The sequence below is a fragment of the Aequorivita xiaoshiensis genome, assembly GCF_022008395.1.
GTDB lineage: Bacteria > Bacteroidota > Bacteroidia > Flavobacteriales > Flavobacteriaceae > Aequorivita > Aequorivita xiaoshiensis.
In genome coordinates this window covers 44,822-64,102 of the sequence record NZ_JAIRBB010000003.1, presented here as the reverse complement: position 1 = coordinate 64,102, position 19,281 = coordinate 44,822, and the positions used below count along the sequence as shown (strand labels likewise).

The 19,281-nt window shown below is 35.1% G+C and carries 14 protein-coding genes and 1 tRNA gene; 8 read left to right on the top strand and 7 right to left on the bottom strand.

Annotated features, from left to right (window positions below):
• Nucleotides 1-18: 18 nt before the first annotated feature.
• The 4 genes from K8344_RS05660 to K8344_RS05645 all read right to left on the bottom strand — a co-directional run bounded on the left by K8344_RS05660 (nt 19) and on the right by K8344_RS05645 (nt 3,238).
• Nucleotides 19-822: a MotA/TolQ/ExbB proton channel family protein gene (locus tag K8344_RS05660; RefSeq protein ID WP_237607781.1), complete on the bottom strand. Its 804-nt coding sequence runs from the start codon at nt 820-822 to the stop codon at nt 19-21.
• 302 nt (nt 823-1,124) lie between these two features.
• Nucleotides 1,125-1,212 (bottom strand) — tRNA-Ser (locus K8344_RS05655).
• Between the two features lie 160 nt (nt 1,213-1,372).
• Nucleotides 1,373-2,401: an asparaginase gene (locus K8344_RS05650; RefSeq protein WP_237607780.1), complete on the bottom strand. Its 1,029-nt coding sequence runs from the start codon at nt 2,399-2,401 to the stop codon at nt 1,373-1,375.
• Between the two features lie 72 nt (nt 2,402-2,473).
• Nucleotides 2,474-3,238, bottom strand: coding sequence for a TatD family hydrolase (locus K8344_RS05645; RefSeq protein WP_237607779.1), 765 nt, complete (start codon nt 3,236-3,238; stop codon nt 2,474-2,476).
• 48 nt (nt 3,239-3,286) lie between these two features.
• On the opposite strand from K8344_RS05645, the gene K8344_RS05640 reads away from it, so the two are divergent.
• From K8344_RS05640 to K8344_RS05630, 3 genes are read left to right on the top strand one after another with little or no spacing between them, the layout of a single operon-like run.
• Nucleotides 3,287-3,733: a retropepsin-like aspartic protease gene (locus K8344_RS05640; protein ID WP_237607936.1), complete on the top strand. Its 447-nt coding sequence runs from the start codon at nt 3,287-3,289 to the stop codon at nt 3,731-3,733.
• A gap of 59 nt (nt 3,734-3,792) precedes the next feature.
• A complete protein-coding gene (locus K8344_RS14245) occupies nt 3,793-5,802 on the top strand; it encodes an ATP-binding protein (protein ID WP_237607778.1) in 2,010 nt (669 codons plus the stop codon).
• The gene (locus K8344_RS05630) at nt 5,799-6,440 is read left to right on the top strand and encodes a response regulator (protein WP_237607777.1); all 642 of its coding nucleotides are present in this window, start codon (nt 5,799-5,801) and stop codon (nt 6,438-6,440) included. Before K8344_RS14245 ends, K8344_RS05630 begins: the two co-directional genes overlap by 4 nt.
• Nucleotides 6,441-6,526: 86 nt before the next feature.
• Here the strand turns inward: K8344_RS05630 and odhB are convergent, their stop codons facing one another.
• Together odhB and K8344_RS05620 are read right to left on the bottom strand one after the other, a co-directional pair.
• On the bottom strand, nt 6,527-7,747 hold the full coding sequence (gene odhB / locus K8344_RS05625) for a 2-oxoglutarate dehydrogenase complex dihydrolipoyllysine-residue succinyltransferase (protein WP_237607776.1): 1,221 nt from the start codon (nt 7,745-7,747) through the stop codon (nt 6,527-6,529).
• An 87-nt stretch (nt 7,748-7,834) separates the two neighbouring features.
• Entirely contained in the window at nt 7,835-10,612 is a 2,778-nt protein-coding gene (locus K8344_RS05620) for a 2-oxoglutarate dehydrogenase E1 component (protein ID WP_237607775.1), read from the bottom strand.
• Nucleotides 10,613-10,724: 112 nt separating this feature from the next.
• Here K8344_RS05620 and K8344_RS05615 point away from each other — a divergent pair, with 112 nt between their 5' ends.
• The gene (locus tag K8344_RS05615; RefSeq protein WP_237607774.1) at nt 10,725-11,255 is read left to right on the top strand and encodes an alpha-ketoglutarate decarboxylase; all 531 of its coding nucleotides are present in this window, start codon (nt 10,725-10,727) and stop codon (nt 11,253-11,255) included.
• On the opposite strand, the gene K8344_RS05610 is transcribed toward K8344_RS05615, so the two are convergent.
• Nucleotides 11,252-12,226, bottom strand: a complete 975-nt coding sequence (locus K8344_RS05610) for a polyprenyl synthetase family protein (protein WP_237607773.1) — start codon at nt 12,224-12,226, stop codon at nt 11,252-11,254. The genes K8344_RS05615 and K8344_RS05610 overlap by 4 nt on opposite strands.
• Before the next feature lie 227 nt (nt 12,227-12,453).
• Here K8344_RS05610 and K8344_RS05605 point away from each other — a divergent pair, with 227 nt between their 5' ends.
• Genes K8344_RS05605 through K8344_RS05590 form a run of 4 tightly spaced genes read left to right on the top strand, consistent with a single transcriptional unit; the run spans nt 12,454 to nt 19,136 of the window.
• On the top strand, nt 12,454-13,065 hold the full coding sequence (locus K8344_RS05605; protein WP_237607772.1) for a TetR/AcrR family transcriptional regulator: 612 nt from the start codon (nt 12,454-12,456) through the stop codon (nt 13,063-13,065).
• Nucleotides 13,058-14,437 (top strand): TolC family protein, encoded by a 1,380-nt coding sequence (locus K8344_RS05600; RefSeq protein ID WP_237607771.1) that lies wholly within the window; start codon nt 13,058-13,060, stop codon nt 14,435-14,437. The genes K8344_RS05605 and K8344_RS05600 overlap by 8 nt, the downstream gene beginning before the upstream one ends.
• A 26-nt stretch (nt 14,438-14,463) precedes the next feature.
• A complete protein-coding gene (locus tag K8344_RS05595) occupies nt 14,464-15,624 on the top strand; it encodes an efflux RND transporter periplasmic adaptor subunit (protein WP_237607770.1) in 1,161 nt (386 codons plus the stop codon).
• Between the two features lie 14 nt (nt 15,625-15,638).
• Complete coding sequence (locus tag K8344_RS05590) at nt 15,639-19,136, top strand: efflux RND transporter permease subunit (protein WP_237607769.1); 3,498 nt, start codon at nt 15,639-15,641, stop codon at nt 19,134-19,136.
• Nucleotides 19,137-19,281: the final 145 nt, after the last annotated feature.

The window sequence follows — 19,281 nt, the reverse complement described above, 5'->3', positions numbered from 1 at the left end:
CTTGTGGTTTGTTTAAATTTATTTTTTTGAGTTGTAATCGAACAACATATCGATTAAAGTGATAGAAGCATCTTCCATGCTGTTTACAATACTATCGATTTTAGCGATAATGTAGTTGTAAAAAATCTGAAGGATAATCGCAACGATCAAACCAAATACAGTTGTTAAAAGTGCAACTTTAATACCACCAGCTACAAGAGAAGGGTTCATATCACCAGCTGCTTGAATTTTATCAAACGCAGTAATCATACCTATTACAGTACCCATGAAACCAAGCATCGGTGCAATAGCGATAAATAGAGAGATCCACGATACGTTTTTTTCAAGTTGTCCCATTTGAACACCTCCGTAAGCAACTACAGCTTTTTCAGCTAAGTCAATACCTTCATCGGCTCTATCAAGACCTTGATAGTAAATTGATGCAACAGGACCTTTTGTATTTCTGCACACTTCTTTTGCAGCGTCTATACCACCACTATTTAGTGCGTCTTGAACATCCTGAGCTAATTTTTGTGTGTTCGTTGTTGAAAGGTTAAGATAGATAATTCTTTCAATAGCAATTGCCAATCCTAGAATTAAACATAGAAGTACAACCCCCATAAATCCAGGACCACCCTCTACGAAACGTTCTTTTAATTCTTGGTGGAATCCTTTATCAGCAACATCGGCAGTAGCCGTTTCGTCCTGAATAAAAGATACTGTTGCTGCTGCTACCAAAGCTTGTGAGCTTGTTGGTAATGTTTGCGCTGTTGAAGCGTTTGCGTTTAACGTGCCTACAAATACCATTGCGGCGAGCGCCATAATAGAAAATAATTTTTTCATTGCTATCGACTTAAAGTTTGTTTTTAGTTAAAGGTTTAAAGATATAAAATAATTTAGTTAATCTACAAGAATATTAATTTGGACTAAAAAGGAATTTCCAATCCACCCTAAATAGGTTAATATCAGCTTCCTTTTTAAATTTTAATGAACTTTTACACTTATATATAGTATCAATTTTTCTTGATTGAAATCTGTTAATTATACTAATCAAGTCTATCGTTACTACTATTGCGTTTATTTCTACTTTATTTAGTTGCTAGAGCACGCGCTTTCATTACCTTAATAATGCAAAAATTTACTCGCAGAGAGGAAGGGATTCGAACCCTCGATACGCTTTTGGCGTATACACACTTTCCAGGCGTGCGCCTTCGACCACTCGGCCACCTCTCTAAAAAATGTTTTTTAGCTCAGAACTAATCTGAAGCAAAAATCTATTTCAAAATATTCGAATCGAACACCTACTAATTAGTTACAAAAATAGGTGCTTCCGCTTAACGAGTGCCAAATATCAAAAAAAAATCAACGCCATAAAAAAAAATAACAGATTAATTTACTGCATTTCTCCTCTTAATGAGGTTTCGAATATGGTTTTAAAGCTATTTGGAGATACATTTTCACCTAATAAATACATTAATTTAGCCAATGCAGCTTCTGTAGTGCTATCCTTTGCACTAATTACCCCCATTTTTTTAAGCGCTGTACTAGTTTCGTAAAGGCCCATGTTTACACTCCCACCAGTGCATTGGGTTACATTTATTACCGGAACCCTTCTTTTTATAACATTCTTAAGCGAATTGATAAACCACTCTTCAGTAGTTACATTACCTGCACCATAGGTTTCTAAAACTAAACCTTTCATTTCAGGATAATCAAATAAATACCTTATCGTCGACTCATCTATACCTGGAAAAATCTTAACCAACAGTATATTACTCTCCATCGTTTTATGAACTTTAAGCTTTTTTCTGCGGTTTGGCTTGTAAAGCGCTTCGTTATTAACCACTAAATGCAACCCACTTTGAACCAAATCTGGATAGTTTGGCGACTCGAAAGCCTCAAAATGTTCTGCATTTATCTTAGTTGTTCTATTTCCTCTATATAGTTTGTATTCAAAATAAAGACAAACCTCCGCAATTTTCGGAACACCCTTTTCTCGTAAGGATGCAATTTGAATAGAGGTAATTAAGTTTTCTTTTGCATCGGTACGTAAATCTCCAATTGGAAGTTGGGAACCAGTAAAAACCACAGGTTTCCCTAAATTCTCCAACATAAAACTTAATGCCGATGCCGTATATGACATTGTATCGCTACCGTGTAATACTACAAACCCATCTATTTCATCATAGTTTTCTTCAATAATAGTAGCTATATCTACCCAATACTTAGGGTTCATATTAGAACTATCAATAGGTTCAGGAAAGGAGGTTGTAGTAATATTACAGTCTAACAATTTAAGTTCGGGAATATGATTTAATAATTCATCAAAATTGAAATTGCGCAAAGCACCAGTTTCAAAGTCTTTTATCATCCCGATAGTTCCACCTGTATATATAAGGAGTATGTTAGGTTGGGTTTTCATATTAATCTCTAAGCTTTTAAATGAAAAATAAGATGTTGCGATTAAAAAATTTTACGATAATGCTCTTAATCATTAAACTTTAAAAACCGCTTTGGAATTTTCTGTCGTTATTCGAGCTACTTCTGCTTCAGTTATATTGTATAACGCTGAGAGTTTTTTACAAATTAAGGTCAAATAACTACTTTCATTACGTTTTCCTCGATAAGGAACCGGAGCAAGGTAAGGCGAATCGGTTTCCAAAACGATATGTTTTAAAGGAATTTGGTTTAAAAATGTATCAATCTTTCCATTCTTAAATGTAACTACACCACCTATCCCCAATTTCATATTAAATGAAATAGCTCTTTGTGCTTGTTCAAAATCTCCAGTAAAGCAATGAAAGATTCCAAAGAGGTCTTCACTTTTTTCGGTTTCTAAAACTTCAAAAATTTCATCAAAAGCATCACGACAGTGTATTACTATGGGCAGTTTGTATTTTTTAGCTAATTGAATTTGGCGTTTAAAAGCAATCTTTTGGATTTCTAATGTAGAAGTATCCCAATAAAGATCAATCCCTATTTCGCCAACAGCAAAGAAATCTCGTTTTTCGAACTGTTCTTCTACGTGAGCCAATTCTTCTTCATAGTTTTCTTTTACAGAAGTTGGGTGTAGGCCCATCATTAAGAAAACGTTTTCAGGATATTCCTTCTCTAGATCATACATAGATTCGGTAAAACCCGAGTCTATTGCGGGGATAAAAAAACGTGTAACTCCCGCATCAATTGCACGTTGCATCATATCTGCTCGATCATCAGAAAAGGCATCACTATATAAATGGGTATGGGTATCTGTTATCATAACTACAAAGCTACTTATTTTGTTTACTATCTTTGAGCAAAAAAATTGATGCATTTACGAGAATTTCTTGAAACCCAAGGTTTTTATCGCATTCCACTTAAAAAATTAGCAACAGGACATTATTTGTTCTCGGCTAAAATAAATGGTGTTTCAGGCGATTTCATTTTAGACACTGGTGCTTCTACAAGTTGTGTAGGCTTTAAAAACAGTACTCACTTCAAACTTATTAGTGAAGAGAGCATGATTAAAGCTGCTGGTGCCGGAGCTATAAACATGGAAACTATGCTTTCCAGAAAAAACATTTTTGCAATTAAGAAATGGAAGATTTCTAATATGGATTTTGTGCTATTTGATCTCACTCATGTAAACGCAGCATTAGCACAAGTTGAAGAAGGACCTATTCACGGTATTATTGGAGCCGATTTTTTAAAAAAAAATCGCGCAGTTATCGATTATGGAAGAAATTGCTTTTATATAAAGCTACCGAGTCTTTAACAAAAAGATTTATTGTATTTTTTTAAGTACATTTATAGTAAATAGATGATAATATAAACGTGCTCAAGAACATAGCTATATTTTTTATTATTATTGCGCTATCCCCCATCTTGGGATTCAACGCGCATGAAACTGAGTATTCTGAATTTGCTCAAATTGAACAATCTAGAACTGAAAGATTAGTAACTTTAGACAGTCTTATTTCTCTAAATAAGAAGACTAATATCGATGCTTTTATTGAATACAGTATCGAATACGTTAAATTAGCCCAAGAACTAGACTTTATAGAATCTGCTGCTAAAAAAGCGATCGACCTACAACGTCCACTTACAAACTTTCGCAACGACCCTTTAAACGCAATAACCGTTATAAACAGCGTTCTCGCGCGTAAGTATAAAATAAACGACAGCTTATTACTTGGAGGTTTATATCTAAAACGAGGTATGGCAAACTCACAAGTTGATGCTAATAAAGCAATCTCCGATTACAATAAAGCATTTTTAAATTTCTCTTATTGCGATTCACTTAGCATTGCAGAAACACATTATTATCGCGGGCAAGCATACTCAAGTTTAGGAAAATTCATACTTGCAGGTGAAGACCTACACAAGGCATATTCGATTTTTGAAAGTCAAAAAAAGTACGACTGTATGATTACTGCTCGGCAAGGAATCATTAATATGTTTAGTAGAAATGGTTTTTATGAAAAAGCAAAAACCGAAAGAAATGCCCTAATAGAGAAAATTAGAAAATTAAAATTAAACTCCTTCTTATCTCAAGAGTACTATAATCAAGCAATTGATTACCACAAAATGGGCGATAAAAATGCTGAATTTAAATCGTTGCTTTTAGCGGTAGAAAACTTTGATAATGAAAAATCTAATAAAACTGTATTTATAAACATTCACTCAAGTCTTGTAAACTACTACTGCGAGCGATTCCAGATTAAAGTGGCAAACATTCATTTAAACCTATTGGAAAATTTAAAACTTGACATTCTTGAAGACCAAGTAACAAAAATTAATTATTTAAGTGCAAAGGCTAAATTTTTACAAACCACAGGTTTTTACGAAGAAGCTGAAAAATTTGCCGTTCAATGTTTAGAAATCGCACAAAGCATTAATTCTGAAGACGATATAATGAATTCTTACAAATTCCTATCAGAAATCTACTTTGATATGAAAGAGTACAGAAAAAGCATCGAAAGTAACCGCGCCGCCTCTTTAATAAAAGATTCCATTTACAATAGAAGTACCGCAAATGCATTAGCTTACTATCTTTCTTTATATGAAACTGAAAAAAAAGAAAAAGAACTAATTGAAAAAAACACAAACATTAGTTTACTAGAAAAGGACAATGAAATTTTTAAGAAAGCAATGGTTTTTGGTGGAATAGCTTTAATCCTAGCTTTCGGAGTTGTTATTTTATATCGGAATCAAATACACTTAAGAAGTAATAAAGATCTTCAAGAAAAATTCAGTCAGGAATTACTTATTTCTCAAGAAAAAGAACGTCGCAGAATATCGAAAGATTTACACGATGGAATAGGGCAACAGTTATTACTCATAAAAAACAAACTGCTTAAAAAAGGTACCCCGGAAGTAAAAGAAATGGTGAATCACACAATTGAAGAAGTACGAAGCATATCAAGGGACTTGCACCCATTTCATCTTCAAGAATTAGGGGTTACCAAAGCCATAGAAAACACCATTAGACAAATAGATGAAAACACATCTCTTTTTATTTCTTCAGAAATAGATAATATAGATAACTTATTTACTAAAGAAGAGGAGGTTAACATATATAGAATAGTTCAGGAAAGCTTAAGCAACATCCTAAAACACGCAAATGCTGAAGCGGGTAAAGTTTCTATTAAAATATTGTCAAACAATATACTTATTTCTATTCGCGACAATGGTGTGGGTTTTGACTTTAGCGACAAATTTCAAGATCTAAAATCTCTTGGATTAAAAACCTTGCTGGAACGCACTAAATTTCTAAAAGGGCAAATGAAGGTAACTTCTAAAAAAGACTTTGGAACATTATTAGAATTTCAATTACCATTATGAGAAAGCATAAACACTCAATTATTATAGCAGATGATCACCCTTTATTATTAAAAGGGTTAAGTGATTTTTTGATTGAAAAAAATTATAATTTAATTGGTAGTGGAAATGACGGCAGGGAAGCTTACAACTTAATTGTGAAAGAAAACCCCGACATAGCAATTATCGATATACAAATGCCGTATATGTCTGGAATTGAAATCGCACAAAAATGCAAAGGCCTAGAAGGTATTGATACAAAAATTGTACTTATCACCCTTCATAAGGAGAAGGAGCTTTACCAAAAAGCACAAGAACTGAATATATTCGGATATATTTTAAAAGAATTCGCTTTAGATGAAATTGAAAATTGTATTAAAACCGTGTCTAAGGGAGAACCTTTTTTCAGTAATAGAATAATGGAGCTGATTGACATTAACCCTGTTGAAAATAATGACTTAAAAAAGCTCACACCCTCAGAAAAAAAGATTTTGAAGCTTATTGCAAATGACAAAACCAATAAGGAGATAGCTTCATTACTTTTTATATCCTACAGAACGGTGGAAAAACACAGAAGCAATATTATCAACAAATTGAATTTGGAGGCGAAAACCAATAGCTTGTTAATTTGGGCCAAAGAAAATCACGATAGATTACTATAAGCAAGTTCTTTTCAATCGTATACGAATTATCACAAATAAAAAATCCGGCCATTGGCCGGATTTTTAATGGATATCTATTCGTTAAACTATAATTCTAACGCTTTTTTCACATCGTTATTCATTAATAACTCAACTGGATTTTCTAATGCTTCCTTAATTGCAACTAAGAATCCAACTGATTCACGGCCATCAATAATTCTATGGTCGTAAGAAAGGGCTACATACATAATAGGTGCTACTACTATCCCTCCATCTCTTACAATAGGACGCTCAACAATATTGTGCATTCCTAAAATTGCAGATTGAGGTGGGTTGATAATTGGAGTTGAAAGCATACTTCCGAAAACTCCTCCGTTAGAAATTGTAAACGTACCACCTGTCATTTCATCAACAGTTATTTGACCGTCTCTAGCTCTAAGTGCAAGGCGCTTAACCTCATCTTCAACACCTCTAAAACTTAGGTTTTCAGCATTTCTAATAACTGGTACCATTAATCCTTTAGGTCCAGAAACCGCAATTGAGATATCTTTAAAATCGTATGAAATCTTATAATCTCCGTCAATCATCGAATTTACATCTGGGTAAAGCTCTAATGCTCGAACTACCGCTAAAGTAAAGAACGACATAAAACCTAATCCTACTCCGTGTTTAGCTTTAAACTGTTCTTTATACTGACTTCTTAATTCGAAAATTGGCGACATATCTACTTCGTTAAAAGTAGTAAGCATCGCTGTTTCATTTTTAGCTGAAACCAAACGCTCTGCAACTTTTCTACGTAACATAGAAAGTTTTTTACGCTCGCTTCCACGGCTTCCTGTTCCTGGAGTACCCATAGATGGAGTTGCCTTAATAGCGTCGTCTTTAGTTACGCGACCGTCACGTCCACTTCCTTTTACATCTTTAGAAGACATTCCTTTCTCGTCAAGAATCTTCTTAGCCGCCGGAGAAGGAGTACCTGTAGCGTAAGATTTCTTTTCTTCTTCTTTTGGAGCTGCTGGTTTAGAAGGAGCCTCTTCTTTCTTTTCTTCTTTTTTATCAGCTTTAGGAGCATCTCCGCCACTTGGCTTTGCAGCGTCTGTATCAATAATACAAACCACCTGTCCTACTTCAACTGTATCACCTTCTTCAGCTTTTAAAGTAATGATTCCACTAGCTTCTGCCGGAAGTTCAAGAGTTGCCTTGTCACTATCTACCTCAGCGATTGCTTGATCTTTTTCAACATAATCGCCATCGCTTACTAACCATTCGGCAATTTCAACTTCTGTGATGGATTCTCCCGGAGACGGGACTTTCATTTCTAATGCCATATTATTTCTGTTTTATATAAACCCTCGTTTATTAATCTAATAAATTTAAATGTTTTTACTATAATATTTACAAAGTAAGCATAATTCTTACTTCATATCTTTATTAAACACGTTTTCAATTACTTTAGCGTGTCTTGCTTTTGAGCGAACAGTACTTCCTGCAGCTGGAGCAGCATACATTTTTCTACTGCAAACTCTAAAGTTTTTAGCTTTTTCAAAATGCATCATTAAATATGAATAAGCCCCCATATTTTTAGGTTCTTCTTGTGCCCAAACTATATCGTCTGCATTTTTATACTTCTTAATTATCTTGTTAATCTCATCGGTTGGTAGTGGAAATAATTGCTCAATTCTTACTAATGCAACATCATCTCTTTTTAATTCCTCTCTTTTTTCAAAAAGGTCGTAATAAAATTTACCTGTTACAAACACCAATGATTTTACTTTATCAGCTTTTACCTCCGCATCATCAATAACCATTTGGAACGTACCATTGGCAAATTCCTCCTTAGTAGAAACTACTTTTGGATGACGTAGTAAACTCTTAGGAGTAAATACAATTAGTGGTTTGCGATATTTAGTTTTAATTTGTCTTCTCAATAAATGGAATAAGTTTGCTGGTGTTGTAACGTCTGCAACAAACATATTATCTACAGCACATAATTGTAAGTAACGCTCCATTCTTGCCGATGAGTGCTCTGCACCTTGGCCTTCATAACCGTGTGGCAACAGCATTACCAAACCATTCTGCAGCTTCCATTTATCTTCAGCAGCTGAAATATATTGGTCGATCATGATTTGAGCTCCATTACTGAAATCTCCGAACTGTGCTTCCCAAATGGTTAATGTATTTGGGCTAGCCATAGCATAACCATAATCGAAACCTACAACTCCATACTCAGAAAGCAATGAGTTGTATATATAGAAATTGGCTTGATCGCCTTTTAAGTTGTTTAAAAGAACTACTTCTTCTTCGCTCTCTTCAACCTTTATTACTGCGTGACGATGAGAAAAAGTTCCACGTTCTACATCCTGCCCACTTATTCTTACATCATGACCTTCTTTTAACAAACTTCCGTAAGCCAATAGTTCGCCCATTGCCCAGTCAAGTTTGTTTTTTTCAAAGTACATTTCTTTTCTAGACTCGATGAGTTTAGCTATTTTTTTAAGAAATTTCTTGTCCTTTGGAAGTTGGGTAATAACTTCGGCAATTTCGTCAAGTTTTTTTAAATCATATGTAGTATCAACAGGTTCTAGCATTTGACCCTCATCAGAATAATCGTAACCATCCCATTCATCTTGCATAAAAGGGGTTACAGATGTTTTATCCTCTTTTCTTGAATCCTCTAAATTTTCCTCTAGCTTATTTTTGTATTCCTTTTCTAGCTTAGTAACGTATTCGCTATCGATTACTCCTTCTTCAATCAGTTTTTCAGCATAAATATCTCGTGGATTTTGGTGCTTAGCTATTGCTTTATAAAGTTTAGGTTGTGTAAAACGAGGTTCATCACCTTCGTTATGCCCGTATTTTCTATAACCTAATAAATCGATAAAAACGTCACGACCATATTCCATTCTGAAATCAAGAGCGAAATTTATAGCGTGAACTACAGCTTCTACATCATCTGCATTTACGTGAAGTATTGGTGATAGTGTTACCTTAGCTACATCCGTACAATAGATAGAAGAACGCGCATCTAGGTAATTTGTAGTAAAACCTATTTGATTATTTACTACTATATGTATTGTTCCGCCAGTTTTGTAGCCGTCCAATTGAGCCATTTGCACAATTTCATAGACTAAACCTTGACCCGCAATTGCAGCATCACCGTGAACAACTATTGGCAATACTTTACTTGGGTTGTCTTTGTGATGGTCGTCTTGTTTAGAACGTGCAATACCTTGCACTACTGCGCCAACTGTTTCTAAATGTGATGGATTTGGTGCAATATTTAGGTTAATCTCTTTTCCTGAATCTGTTTTGCGTTTTGATGTCCAACCCAAGTGGTACTTAACATCCCCGTCAAAAATATCCAGGGCATAGTCTTTACCATCAAATTCACTGAAAATATTCTTTGCACTTTTCCCGAAAATATTTGTTAGGGTACTTAGTCGGCCACGATGAGCCATTCCCATAACAAATTCTTCCACGCCCTTTTCGGCAGCATTTTCTATCAAGGAGTCTAAAGCTGGAATTAAGCTTTCACCTCCTTCCAATGAAAATCTTTTTTGTCCAACATATTTAGTGTGAAGAAAATTCTCGAAAGAGACAGCTTCATTAAGTTTTTTAAGAATATGTTTCTTTTCCTCTGCCGTGAAGTTAGGCTGATTATCATTGGCATTTAGTCTTTGCTGAATCCAATCTATTTCTTCGGGTTTACGTAGAAACATGTACTCCATACCGATGGAATCGCAATAAATTCTCTTGAGGTGCATGATAATTTCCTCAAGCGTATTTTCGCCTATGCCGATAATTTCACCTGCCCTGAATTTCGATTTTAAGTCGTGCTCAGAAAGTCCGAAATTCTCAATATCTAAGGTTGGGGTGTAAGTTCTACGCTCCCTAACTGGGTTTGTTTTTGTGAAGAAATGCCCTCTTGTGCGATAGGCATCAATTAATTTTATTACTCGGAATTCCTTAATTACATCAGCACAAATTGCACCTAGATCATAATCCTGAGGATCTGCTGAAGCAACTCCTGAATCCGCAAAGAATTCTTGACTTCCTGGCTCGGAGCCAAAATCAAACCCTTGGAAGAATGCTCTCCAACTTGGTTCAATGCTATCTGGGTATTTTAAATATTTTTCGTATTGTTCTGCGATTACAGATGGATGAACCGCGTTTAAGAATGAAAATTTATCCATGATAAATATACAAATGGTCTTTTAAATAAAACGGTACAAATTTACAATAATTAAGCACAATAGGCGGCTCGATTTCATATATTTATTGTTTGAAACTCATAAAGTATTCATAATGGAAAAGACAGTATATAGACTAATTGCTAAATTATTACTAATTTTAGTAATATTCTACTCAAATAATGGGAATGCTCAGGAAGAACAGTATAATTTTTGGGACCATGTGCGATTTGGTGGGGGCGTGGGTTTAAATTTTGGAAATGGTTACTTTAGCGGTACTTTAGCTCCAAGTGCTATTTATCAATTTAACAATCAATTTTCTGCGGGAGTAGCGCTTACAGGAACATACGCAAGTTTAAAAAACAACAATTCTGCAACTATATTAGGTGGAAGTGTACTAGCACTTTATAACGTGATTCCTGAAATTCAACTTTCAGCAGAGTTTGAAGAATTAAATGTAAGCCGAACTTATAAATATATAGGTAGCTCCGATGTAACAAAAAGCTACTGGTATCCGGCCTTATATCTCGGCGCTGGATTCCGAAGTAATAATTTCACTATGGGAGTTCGATACGATGTGCTTTTTGATAAAGATGAAAGTATTTATGGAAGCGCCTTTGCTCCATTCGTAAGAGTATATTTTTAAACATTTCGCTCCATCAAACTATTTCCAAACTGACGAAGCATTTCTCTTTTCTCATCACTAATGTTTATCTCATCTAACATAGAATAGGCAAAATTACTGTATTTTTCAATCTCAACTTGAGTAGCTTTCGCAGCACCTGAATTAACAAAAATACCCTTAACTGTTGTGATTTTATCAGCTGGATCTTTTGGATTAATACTGTAAAGATGTTCCAATTCGTCAGCTTGACCTTTACTACTTTGTTCTATTGCTATTAGGTAAAGGAAAGTTTTTTTGTTTGCAATTATATCGCCACCAACTTGCTTCCCGAATGTTTCTGGATTGCCAAAAACATCTAAGTAATCGTCTTGCAACTGAAAAGCAATACCAAGATTTCTCCCAAACTGGTAGATTTTATCCATATCACTTTTAGAAGCATCCGCAACTATAGCCCCCATTTTCATAGCCGCTCCAACTAAGACAGCGGTTTTATGGTCTATCATATTAATGTACTCTTCTAACGATACATCATCACGTGTTTCAAAATCCATATCGTGTTGTTGCCCTTCACAAACTTGTAAAGCGGTTTCACTAAAAAGTTTAGCTAAATCCTGAAATGTTTTTGGATTGTAATTTTCAAAAAATCTATAGGCCAAAATCAGCATAGCATCGCCCGAAAGAATACCTGTATTTACATCCCACTTTTCGTGAACAGTTGCCTTGCCTCTACGTAAAGGCGCATTATCCATAATATCATCGTGAATAAGTGAAAAGTTATGGAACAACTCTACTGCCATTGCTGCAGATAAAGCCTCTTTATAATCTTTTCCAAAAAAATCACAAACCATCAGCGTTAGTGCTGGTCTAATTCTTTTGCCCCCTAATGAAAGGATATACTTAATAGGATCATAAAGTTGAGCTGGCTCGTTTTGAGAAACTGCTTGTTCAAGATTTTGATTGAGAAGTGTGTTGTATTTCGATAAAATTTCCATTGAATAAAAAATTTTGGCTAAGGTAAAATAAGCATTGCAAATGCACACAACTTATAACCGAAAAAGAGTGGAAACATACAAAGTAGATTTCTCCTGTTGAAGAATAACAAAAAAATTTATTCATCACGTCCGATTTTACAACCTCATATCCAAAATGTTAAATAAAATAAAACTTTGGAAACTGCTATTGTTTTAAAAGTTTCCCCAACCTATCTTTGCACCCCATTATGAAAGAACGAATAATCCATAAAGCTACAGACCTCTTTTTAAGGCTTGGCGTTAAGAGTGTTACCATGGATGATATAGCTCAAGAGTTAGCTATATCAAAAAAAACGATTTACACACATTTTAAAAATAAGACTGAACTTATAAAAGAATGTGCTTGGTTTATGCTAGACAATATCACATCTGGGATAGACGAAATATGTGCATTAGATATAAATCCGATTGAAGAATTATTTCAGATTAAGAAATTTATAATGCAGAAATTGAAAGATGAACATACATCTGCACAATATCAGCTAAACAAATATTACCCCGAAATAAGTGCACGTATTCATAAAAGTCAACTCGCAAAAATGTTGGAAAGCACCCAAAAGAATATCAAAAAGGGCATAGAACAAGGTTTATATCGAAAAAATCTTGATTCAGATTTTATAAGTCGTCTCTATTTTATGGGAATAACCAACATTCACGACCAAGCATTATTTCCTATTGAGAAGTTTTCATCAAAATATAGAGCTGAAGAATATTTGGAATATCATTTACGAGGAATTGTAACACCTGAAGGATTAATGACACTAAATAAATACCTTAAAGAACATCACACTAATGATTAAAAGAATTTTAATAGTCAGTATCATACTGTTCAGTTTTGCAGGATTTTCACAAGAGCAAAAAGAATATAATTTTAGCCTTGAGGAAGCAATTCTATTTGCTTTAGATAGCAATTACACTTCTATAAATGCTAGACGTGACATTGCTAAAGCCATAAAGCAAAAGTGGGAAACTACAGCTCAAGGGCTACCGCAAATTAGTGGAAGTGCAACTTATCAAAACAACTTAAAACAACCAGTAACCTTGCTTCCTGGGGAACTTGCAGGTGGAGAACCAGGCACATATATGCCCGTAACTTTTGGAACAAAACAAAATGCTAATGCAGTAGCTACTTTAAACCAACTTATTTTTGATGGCAGTTATCTTGTAGGTTTAAAAGCAGCAAAAACATTTTTAAAATACTCCGAGAATTACAACGAGAAAGTGCGTTTAGAAGTACGTAAAGGTGTTATTAACGCCTACGGCAGTGTTCTACTTTCTGAAGAGTTGGTTGCTATTTTTGAAAAAAACAAAACCAATCTAGAAAACAATCTTTTTGAAACCAGAAAAATATTTGAAAACGGATTGGCCGAAGAAGAGAGTGTCGAGCAGCTAGAAATCACACTCTTAGACATCGAAACACAGTTAAGCAATGCCAAAAGAAGTCGGAAAATAGCAAAGCAAATGTTTAATCTTGCTTTGGGAATAGATGTTGACACTCCAATTAAGTTAACAGACGATTTAGACAAATTAGCAAATGCAAATATTAGCCTTGAGCTTTTGGACAATTCAATAAATTTTGAAGAGAATGTAGACTTTAAAATCGCAAACAATCTTGTTCAACAACGTTTTTTTGAAAATAGATTAGAGATGAGTAAAGCTCTACCTACACTTTCGGCCTTTATAAATTATGGTACATCGGCGAATAGTGAGGATTTTACCTTTTTCAATGGAGACCAAAAATGGTATCAATCCTCAGTACTAGGTGTGAGTTTGAACATTCCTATCTTCAGTAGTGGTATGCGAAGTGCTGCGACACAACGCACAAGAATTGCATTAGATCAAGCTAAAACAGATTTGGAAAACACCAAGCAAGAAATTAAACTCGATTTAACTACAGCTCAAAGCAATTATCAATTCGCAATCGAGAATTATGAGAATTCTAAAAAGAACTTAAGATTAGCAGAGCGAATTGAAAATAAAAATCAGGTGAAATTTACTGAAGGCCTATCAACGAGTTTTGATTTACGCCAAGCACAAACACAATTATATACAGCGCAACAACAATATTTTCAATCGATGTTGGATGTAATAAACGAAAAAGCAAACCTGGAAACAGTTTTAAACATTCCGCAATTACGTATTGATTCGGATGAAATAAAAGGAAAATATTAACCCTACCGACTTAAATAAATCAACAAATGAAAAAAATATTCCTACTTATAATCTTTATAGCCACTTTGGTTTCTTGCGGCGGTGACCAAAAATCTGTGGATTCTCTCATAGAATCTGGAGATCTTTCTGCAATTAAGACTAAAAGAACTGAACTTAATCAACAACAAAGAGACCTTAAAGCTGAGATCGACAAATTAAATGAATATATCGATTCTCACGAAAAAAAGGAACGTCCAGCATTAATTACTGCTCAAGAGATTAACGACACCATATTCAAACATTATGTTGAAGTACAAGGAAATGTGGAAACAGATCAGAATGTTGTATTAAATGCCGAATATTCAGGTGTGCTTACCAATATATACGTAAAGGAAGGTCAGCGCGTGTCAAAAGGGCAACGTCTTGCAAAAATAGACGATGGTGGTTTATCTAGCCAAGTAGCGCAACAAGAAGCACAACTAGCATTAGCAAAAACAACTTTCGAACGTCAAGAGAGACTTTGGGAACAAAAAATTGGTTCAGAAATTCAATATCTCCAAGCAAAAACCAATTACGAGGCAGCAAAAAACACCACCAATCAGTTGCGTTCTCAGTTAGGAAAAACAATCATTACTGCGCCATTTAGCGGAGTGATAGATGATATTATTTCGGATCCAGGTCAAGTAGTTGTACCGGGACAAACTCCAATTATTCGACTAGTAAACTTAAGTGATATGTACGTTAAAGCGTCAATACCTGAAACCTATTTAACAAACATTAAAAAAGGGACACGAGTTGAAGTAAACTTAGCGTCAATTAACGAAAACTTTACAGGAACTGTTCGCCAAGTAAGCAACTATATAAATCCGAATAATAGAAGTTTTGAGATTCAAGTTGAAATTCCAAATAAGAACGGGAATGTAAAACCAAACCTAATTGCAACAGTAAAAGTGAACGACTACACTGCAGAGAATGCAATTACAATACCTGAGAATATACTTCAAGAGAATGCTGCTGGTGAAACTATTGCCTACATATACAAACCTGTAGACGACAGCACCGGTGTAGCGAAACGCATTATTATTGAAACAGGGCTTTCATATGGTAACCACACCGAAGTAAAGTCGGGACTCAAAAAAGGTGATACGATTATTATGGAAGGTGCAAAAACACTTCGTGACGGTCAAAAAGTAACTATCAAACAATAAGAAACTCTTGCAAAATGAGCAAAAACCCGTATAAAGAATTTAGTATATCATCTTGGGCTATCGACAACAAAATGACGGTCTATGTGGTAATGGCTATTATCCTGTTTTTAGGTGCCTTTGCCTACTATAGTATGCCACGTGAGGCATTTCCAGAAATTATTGAAACTAAGATTTATGTAAGTTCGGTTAACCCAGGAAACTCTGCCGAAGATGTAGAAAAGTTTATAACCGAGCCCTTAGAAGAAGAGTTTAAGGATATTGCAGGAGTAAAAGAAATTACTTCTACTACCCTTCAAGATTACTCCATAATTATTGTGGAATTTGAAGAAAGCGTAGAAATTCCTGTTGCAAAACAATCTGTTAAAGATAAAATAGACCTTGTAAAAGCGGAAGCTACTTGGCCGGTACTCACCAATGGTGCTAAAGTTGAACCAAATGCTTTCGATTTAAATTTTTCGGAAGAATTTCCTATTCTAAACATAAACCTTACAGGAGATTATACCGTTCAGACATTAAAGGATTACGCCGAATACCTTCAAGATAAAATTGAAATGCTGCCTCAAATAAAGGAAGCTACTATTCGAGGAGCTGAAGAAAAAGAAATTGAAGTAGCTGTCGATATTTATAAAATGACCGCTTCTCAGGTTAGCTTCGACAATATTATAAATGCCATTAAAGGTGAAAACACTACAATTTCTGGAGGTAATATTATAACCAATGGCGTTCAGAAAAATATTCGTATTACGGGTGAAATTCAAAATCCTAAAGAGCTAGAAAGGCTTGTAGTTAAAAAAGACGATGGGATTGTTTTCTTAAAGGACATTGCTGACATTAAATTTCACGAGAAAGATGCTACAACCTTTGCTCGTGAATACGGAGAACCTGTTGTCATGCTCGATGTTAAGAAACGAGCAGGAAAAAACATGATTGAGGCGGTTGAGCTAATTAAAGAACTTATCAAAGACGAGCAAGATAATTACCTGCCAGAAACGCTGCATATAAGTCTTTCTAATGACCAATCAATCAAAACTGAAAACCAAGTAAACGACTTGGTAAACAACATCATTTTTGGGGTTATCTTGGTGGTTGTGGTACTTATGTTCTTTTTAGGGTTTAGAAATGCGCTTTTTGTTGGTTTTGCCATCCCGCTCTCTATGCTTATGTCGTTGTTTATACTTTCGTCATTAGGCTTTACACTTAATACAATGGTGCTTTTCGGACTCGTTATGGGTCTCGGAATGTTGGTAGACAATGGAATTGTGGTGGTAGAAAACGTATACACCTTGATGAGTGAGGGTATGTCGCCTAAAAAAGCAGCAAAACAAGGTATGGGTGAAATTGCTTGGCCTATTATTGCCTCTACGGCTACTACACTTGCAGCCTTTTTCCCACTCGGACTTTGGCCAGGGATGATAGGCAAGTTTATGGTTTATTTCCCAATTACGCTGTCTGTAGTACTGAGTTCTTCGCTTTTTGTAGCCCTTGTAATTAATTCCATGCTTACTTCAAAATTTATGAAGATTGAAGAAGAGCCGCTTACAAAACGAAAGCTTATTCGCTGGAGTTTAATATTGTTTGGAGTTGGAGCATTGCTTCTGGTTGCAGGGTTTATTATGGATATTGCTGCCTTTAGAGGATTTGGAAATTTAGCAATCCTAAGCGCTATAATGCTATGGTTATACAAATACGTATTGGCCGGTGCAGTTGAGTATTTTCAGTATAAATCTTTAAAAAAACTTGAAAATTTCTATGAAGGCACTTTAAAATATGCACTAAAAGGACCAAAAGCCTATGTGTTTTTCTTCGGTACAGTGGTATTGTTAATTCTTTCGTTCGTCTTGGTAGGCTTAGTACAACCCAAAGTTCTTTTCTTTCCAGAAAATGAACCGAATCAGATTATTACTTACATAGAATATCCACAAGGAACAGATATCGATAAAACCAACGAGCTTACCAAACAAGTTGAGGAACGTATATATAAAGCCATTTCAAAATACGAAGACAATGGCTACAACTATATGGTTGAATCTGCAGTTTCGCAAGTAGGGCAAGGAGCGGGAAACCCACAAACCGATGGGGGCCAAAGTAACGATATGCCGCAGAAAGGTAAAATCACTTTATCTATGCGAGATTATCAGTTGCGACGTGGTGTAAAAAGTAGTGATGTTTTAGAAGAAGTTCGAGAATCGGTAAAAGGTTTTCCAGGAGCTTCTATTATTGTTGAAAAAGATGCTGCTGGACCTCCTGTTGGATACCCAATTAATATTGAATTAAGTGGGGATGATTATGAGGAAATGCTTCACGAGGCCGAAAATCTTCGTTCGTATATTGAAGGATTAGGTATTAGCGGGATTGAAGAGCTAAAAATAGACGTAAACAAGAGTAAACCTGAGATGAATGTAACTGTAGATCGTGAAAAAGCGGGACAGTTAGGTATAAGTACAGGCCAAATTGGGCAAACGTTACGTCGTGCTATTTTTGGCGAAGAAGCATCTACTTACAAAGATGGAAATGACGATTACGAAATAAACGTACGTCTTTCAGAGGCATCAAGGTATGACGAAAGTGCACTTTTTAATCAACCAATTACCTTTAGAAATAATCAAGGGCAAATTGTTCAAGTACCCATTTCAGCTATGGTTACCAAAAACAATACAGCTTCGTTTAGTGCAATAAAAAGGAAAGATTTAAAAAGAACCATTACTCTTTATTCAAACGTAATTGGAGGATACAACGGAACCGAAATTGTAAACGATTTAAAAACCGAACTTCAAAATTACGATTTACCTAATGGCGTTAATTTAACCTTTACAGGAGAGCAAGAAGAACAAGAAGACAATATGGGCTTCCTAATGATGGCGCTATTTTATGCTTTAGGAGGAATATTATTAATATTGGTTGCTCAGTTTAACTCACTTTCAAAACCTATTATAATTCTTACTTCGGTAGTATTAAGCTTAGCAGGTGTATTCCTCGGATTGGTAGTTTTCCAAATGGATTTCGTAATTATTATGACGATGATGGGAATTATCTCGCTTGCAGGTATTGTTGTAAATAACGCCATTGTACTTATCGATTACACCCAGATTCTTATAGATCGTAAAAAGTATGAGTTGCAAATGGACGAGGAGCAAATGCTTACCAAAAAACAGTATTTTGAGATTATTGTTGCGGGTGGAAAATCCCGTTTGCGTCCAGTGCTATTAACAGCGATTACAACCGTTTTAGGGCTTATCCCCCTTGCTATCGGATTTAACATCGATTTCTTCGGGTTATTTACAGATTACAGCCCAAACATTTATATTGGTGGGGACAACGTAATTTTCTGGGGACCATTGGCTTGGACAGTAATTTTCGGATTAATTTTCGCAACTTTCTTAACCTTAATTGTGGTTCCGGTAATGTTTTATTTGGTGAATCGCGCTAAAATTAGACTGAGAAAGAGAAAACGATTAAAGCAGTTAAAAAAGCAAAGAGCTAAAGAGGCTAATAATTACGAGCGGATAGCCTAAACTATTAATATTCAATAAAACACAAAACCCTTTTGGCTTGTAATTTTCCAAAAGGGTTTTTTATTGTGCATACCTAAACTTAGCAAAATAAAAGGGGGAACTCCCCCAACATAATACAGGGAACTACCTATCTTAATTTTGAAGG

Coding starts and splice junctions, on each gene's coding strand:
- K8344_RS05640 (WP_237607936.1), top strand. CDS start 3,287: ATGCATTTACGAGAATTTCTTGAAACCCAAGGTTTTTATCGCATTCCA.
- K8344_RS05595 (WP_237607770.1), top strand. CDS start 14,464: ATGAAAAAAATATTCCTACTTATAATCTTTATAGCCACTTTGGTTTCT.
- K8344_RS05605 (WP_237607772.1), top strand. CDS start 12,454: ATGAAAGAACGAATAATCCATAAAGCTACAGACCTCTTTTTAAGGCTT.
- K8344_RS05615 (WP_237607774.1), top strand. CDS start 10,725: ATGGAAAAGACAGTATATAGACTAATTGCTAAATTATTACTAATTTTA.
- K8344_RS05630 (WP_237607777.1), top strand. CDS start 5,799: ATGAGAAAGCATAAACACTCAATTATTATAGCAGATGATCACCCTTTA.
- K8344_RS05650 (WP_237607780.1), bottom strand. CDS start 2,401: ATGAAAACCCAACCTAACATACTCCTTATATATACAGGTGGAACTATC.
- odhB (WP_237607776.1), bottom strand. CDS start 7,747: ATGGCATTAGAAATGAAAGTCCCGTCTCCGGGAGAATCCATCACAGAA.
- K8344_RS05620 (WP_237607775.1), bottom strand. CDS start 10,612: ATGGATAAATTTTCATTCTTAAACGCGGTTCATCCATCTGTAATCGCA.
- K8344_RS05590 (WP_237607769.1), top strand. CDS start 15,639: ATGAGCAAAAACCCGTATAAAGAATTTAGTATATCATCTTGGGCTATC.
- K8344_RS05645 (WP_237607779.1), bottom strand. CDS start 3,238: ATGATAACAGATACCCATACCCATTTATATAGTGATGCCTTTTCTGAT.
- K8344_RS05600 (WP_237607771.1), top strand. CDS start 13,058: ATGATTAAAAGAATTTTAATAGTCAGTATCATACTGTTCAGTTTTGCA.
- K8344_RS05660 (WP_237607781.1), bottom strand. CDS start 822: ATGAAAAAATTATTTTCTATTATGGCGCTCGCCGCAATGGTATTTGTA.
- K8344_RS05610 (WP_237607773.1), bottom strand. CDS start 12,226: ATGGAAATTTTATCGAAATACAACACACTTCTCAATCAAAATCTTGAA.